3 protein-coding genes are annotated in these 5,034 nt (G+C 69.2%); all 3 read right to left on the reverse strand.

The features are described 5' to 3' along the window. Positions 1-9: 9 nt before the first annotated feature. Positions 10-3,192, reverse strand: a complete 3,183-nt coding sequence (locus AC3WPZ_RS27510; protein ID WP_382327167.1) for an efflux RND transporter permease subunit — start codon at positions 3,190-3,192, stop codon at positions 10-12. 12 nt (positions 3,193-3,204) lie between these two features. Beyond that, positions 3,205-4,350 (reverse strand): efflux RND transporter periplasmic adaptor subunit, encoded by a 1,146-nt coding sequence (locus AC3WPZ_RS27515; protein WP_492442515.1) that lies wholly within the window; start codon positions 4,348-4,350, stop codon positions 3,205-3,207. A 13-nt stretch (positions 4,351-4,363) separates the two neighbouring features. After that, positions 4,364-5,034: TetR/AcrR family transcriptional regulator (locus tag AC3WPZ_RS27520; RefSeq protein WP_492442517.1), on the reverse strand; the 671-nt coding region annotated here is incomplete at its 5' end.

Here is a 5,034-nt window from a genome sequence, read left to right on the forward strand (position 1 = left end):
CGCGAGATTTTAAGGAGTGGGACCTTCGGGGACGGGGTGGGGTATCGCCAGGCCGAGCCGGCGGCGGAACCAGTTGCCGAGGTCGTCCATGTAGCAATAGACCACCGGCACGACCACCAGGGTGAGCAGGGAGGAGGTGATGACGCCGCCGATGACGGCCTGGCCCATGGGCGCGCGCTGTTCAGAGCCTTCGGTGAGCGCGAACGCCAGCGGCACCATGCCGAACACCATGGCCAGCGTGGTCATCAGGATGGGGCGCAGCCGCACGCGCGCGGCCAGCAGCAGCGCGGACTCGCGGTCCATCGGCGGCTCACCCGCGCGGCCTTCGCGCGCGCGGATCGCGAAATCGACCAGCAGGATCGCGTTCTTGGTGACCAGGCCCATGAGCAGCACGATGCCGATGACCGAGAACATGCTCATGCTGGAGCCGAACATGAGCAGGGTCAGCACCACGCCGATCAGTGTGAGCGGCAGCGAGGTCATGAGCGCCAGCGGCTGCAGGAAGCTCTGGAACTGGCTGGCCAGGATCATGTAGATGAAGATGATGGCCAGGGCCAGCGCCGAGAGCGCGTAGCCGAAGGACTCCTGCATGTTCTTGGTGGAGCCGCCGAACTCGTATCGGTAGCCGGGCGGGAAGGCGATGGTGTCGAGCACCTGGCGGATCTCGGTGGAGACCTCGCCCGGCGAACGCCCGTAGACGTTGGCGTTGATCGAGACCTCTCGGTTGAGGTTGCGGCGGTTGATCTGGTTCGGGCCGGTGGCGTCCACCACGTCGGCCACCTGGCCCAGGCGCACCACGCGCGCCGTGCCGTCGCTGTCGGTGCCGACCATGAAAGGCAGTTGCTCCAGGTCGCTCGCGCGCTCGCGCCCGCTGGGCGCCAGGCGCACGTTCACGTCGTAGCTCTGGCCGTCGGCGGCGCGCCAGTTGCCCACCGTGGTGCCGGCCACCAAGGTGCGCAGGCTGGCGCCCACCGTGGCCACGCTCACGCCCACGTCGGAGGCCAGGTCGCGCTTCATCTTCACGTCCACCGTGGGCTTGTTGGGCTTCACGCTGGCGTCCAGGTCGACCAGGCCGACGATGGGGCGGATGCGCTCCATCACGGTCTGCGTCAGGCGCTCCAGCTCGGCCAGGTCGTCGCCTTGCAGCGAGAACTCCACCTGCTTGTTGCCGCCCACGGCGTCGAGCAGGCCGACGTGCGTCACGGTGATGCCGGGCACGCCGCGCAGCCGCTCGCGCAGGCGCGCCGACATCTCGAGCGCGCTCAGCGTGCGCTCGTGGCGGTCGGTCAGGCGCACGTAGATGCTGGCGTACATGGTGCCCTGCGCGTTGCCGGTGTTCAGCGTGGACAGCGTGTACTTCACCTCGGGGAACTCGCGCAGGATGCCCTCGACCTCGCGCGTCTTGGCCTCGGTGGCCTCCAGCGAGGAGCCCACCGGCGTGTGAAAGCTCAGCGAGGTCTCGGAGAAGTCGGCCGTGGGCACGAACTCGGTGCCCAGCAGCGGCACGATGAACAGGCTGCCGACGAAGGTGGCCAGGGCCAGGCCCAGCGTGGCGAGCTTGTGCTTGAGCGACCAGCGCAGCGTGCCCTGGTAGGTGTGGCTCAGGTCGTCCTGGAAGCGGTCGAACCAGCCGGTCACGCGGCCGATGGTGCGGTCGTAGAAGGTCTTCGGGCCGCTGGCGGCGTGGCCGTGTTTCTCGATCTCGGGGTCGTGCCAGACCGAGGACAGCATCGGGTCGAGCGTGAAGCTCACGAACATGGAGATCAGCACGGCCGCCACCATGGTGATGCCGAACTCGTGGAAGAACTTGCCGATGATGCCGCCCATGAAGCCGATCGGCAGGAACACGGCCACGATGGACAGCGTGGTGGCCAGCACGGCCAGGCCGATCTCCTGCGTGCCGTCCATGGCCGCGTCGAACGGGCGCTTGCCCATCTGCACATGGCGCACGATGTTCTCGCGCACCACGATGGCGTCGTCGATCAGCAGACCCACCGAGAGCGTGAGCGCCATCAGCGTGATCATGTTGATGGTGAACCCGAACAGGTTCATGAAGAAGAAGGTGCCGATCAGCGCGATCGGCAGTGTGAGGCCGGTGATGACGGTCGAGCGCCAGGAGTTCAGGAACAGGAACACGATCAGCACGGTGAGCACCGCGCCTTCGATCAGGGTGCGGCGCACGTTCTCGACCGAGACGCGGATCGGTCGCGAGCCGTCGGCGATCTGCTCCAGCCGCACGCCGGGCGGCAGCTCGGCGCCGAGCGAGGCCACGGCGGCTTTCAGGCCGTCGGTCACCGCGATGGTGTTCTCGTCCTGCGCCTTCTGCACCTGCAGCAGCAGGGTGCGCTGGCCGTTGTAGAGCGCCAGGCTCTCCACCTCCTGCGTGCCGTCGCTCACGCGCGCCACCTGGCCCAGGCGCACGGCCTGGCCGCCGCGGCGCGCGACGATGATGTGCTCGAAGTCCTGCGGGTTCTGCAGCCGCGAGAGCACCTGCACCACGCGCTCGGCCTCGCCGGTCTTGAGCGTGCCCACCGGCAGGTCCTGGTTCTCGTTGCGCACGGCGGCGTTGACCTGCTCGGTGGTCACGCCCAGCGCTTCCATGGCCGAGGGGTCGAGGTCGATGTTGACGGCGCGCCGCGTGGCGCCCACCAGCGTGACCGAGCCCACGCCGCGCACGTTCTCCAGCCGCTTCTTGAAGACCTGCTCGGCCCAGGTGGTGAGCTCGACCGCGCTCGGTGTCTTGCCGTCCACGGCCTGCGGGATCACGGCCACCGACCAGATCGAGCGGCTGGCCGGGTCGAAGCGCAGCACGCGCGGCTCTTCCACCTCGTCGCGGAACACCGGGCGCAGGATGGCGATCTTCTCGCGCACGTCCTCGGCCGCCTTGCGCCCGTCCACCGTCAGCTGGAACTCGATGATGACGAGGGACTGGCCTTCGTAGCTGCGCGAGGTCAGGGTGTTGACGCCGGCGATCGCGTTGACCGCCTCCTCGACCTTCTTGGTGACCTCGGACTCGACGATCTCGGGCGAGGCGCCCGGGTAGGCCACCTGCACCACGACCACCGGGAAATCGATGTTGGGGAACTGGTCCACCTGCAGGCGCTGGAACGAGAACAGGCCCAGCACCACGAAGGCGATCATCACCATGGTGGCGAAGACCGGGTTGCGCAGCGAGACCTGGGTGAACCACATGGTGCGGCGCGCTCAGTGGGTGGCCAGGCGAACGGCCGTGCCTTCGCGGATGGCGCCGGCCTGGGCGCTGAGCACCGGCTCGCCGGCCTGCAGGCCCTTGACCTCGCGCATGGGCTCGCTGCCGCGCAGGCCGGTGGCGCCGCCGTCCAGCACCACGTGGGCGATCTTGCTCTCGCGCACCACCTGCACATAGGGCTGGGGCTTGTCGTTGCGCACCGAGGACAGCGGCACCGCCAGCGCGTTGACCGCGCCGGTGACGATCTGGCCCTGCGCGAACAGGCCCTGGCGCATGCCTTCGGCGGCAGGCACGCGCAGGTACACCAGCACGCTGCGGCTGCCCGCCTGCACGCTGGGGTTGATGCGCGAGACCGTGGCCCGCACCGGTTCGGCCAGGCCTTCGACCCGCAGGTTCGCCGTCTGGCCCACCTTGACCGACACCGCGTCGGCCGGGGTGATGGCGGCTTCCATTTCGAAGGCCGAGAGGTCCACCACGTCGAACACGCGCGTGTCCACGCCCACGCGTTCGCCGTTCTGCACCAGGCGGGCCGAGATCTGGCCGGTCAGGGGCGAGCGCAGCGTGGTGTCGGCCAGGGCCTTCTTCGCGATGTCCAGCGCGGCCAATGCGGCCTGGTGCGTGGCTTCGGCGCCGGCGAGGTTGGCGCTGGCCGTCTCCAGCGCGGTGGCCGAGATGAAGCCCTGGCGCACCAGGGCCTGGTTGTTGTCCAGCGTGCGCCGCGCGATCGCCACCTGCGACTGGGCCGACTCGGCCTGCCGCGTGGCCTGGCGCACGCGCGCGTCGGCCTCGGTGCTGTCGATGCGCGCCACCACCTCACCGGCCTTCACCGCGTCGCCTTCGCGCTTGCTCAGGCCCTGGATCTCGCCGGCGGTGCGCGCCTTGATGGCGGCGGTCTGCAAGGCCTGCACCGAGCCCGAGAGGCCCACCGTCTGCGTCAGCTCCAGCGCCTGCACGGCCACCACGTCGCGCGCGGAGAGCGTGTACACCGGCGCGGTCTTCAGCGCCTCGGCGGCCGCGCGGGCGGTGTCGCCCTGGGTCTTGCGCTTGTCCAGCGCGCGCACCAGGCCCAGGCCGACACCCAGCACCAGCACGGCCAGCAGCAGCCATTTGATCCAGGTGGAGCGCGAGCGGGGAGCGTTCATGGTGGCGTGAAGGTCAGGGCGTGGGGCTGGGCGCGAGCATGCCGTGCAGCAGCAGGTCCACCTGGTTGTCGATGAAGCCGATCGGGTCCAGCGTCTCGTTCGAGGCGCAACAGGGCGCCATGGAATGTTTCCACATCAGCACGAAGATCATCGGCGCGATCAGGCTGTAGATGGCGTAGTCCATGGAGAGCGGGCGGAACTCGCCGCGGTCGATGCCGCGCTGCAGGATTCGCCGGATCAGTTCGTGGCCGGGCTCGATCACCTCCTTCTGGTAGAAGGCCGCGATCTCGGGGAACATGCCGGCCTCGCTCATCACCAGCTTGGTGATGCCGGAAGCCGGGGTCATGCCCACGCGCTCCCACCAGGTGTGCAGGCAGTAGCGCACCAGCTCGGCGCTGTCGCCCTCGAAGTGGTCGAGTTCCTCGTTCCACTCGGGAAAGCGCCCGGCCAGGTTCTCGCGCACCACGGCCTTGAACAGCTCTTCCTTGCTCGGGAAGTACAGGAACAGGGTGCCCTTGGACACGCCGGCCAGCGCGGCGACTTCTTCCACCCGGGTGGCGGCGAAGCCCTTTTCAACGAACAGGCGCAGCGCCGCGTCCAGCAATTCGCCCGGGCGCGCCTCCTTGCGCCGGGCGCGGCGCTGGCGCGGTTCGGCGTCGGATTCGGGGGAGGTCAGGGGCGTGG

The sequence above is a fragment of the Hydrogenophaga sp. FW305-3-2-15-A-LB1 genome (assembly GCF_058787875.1).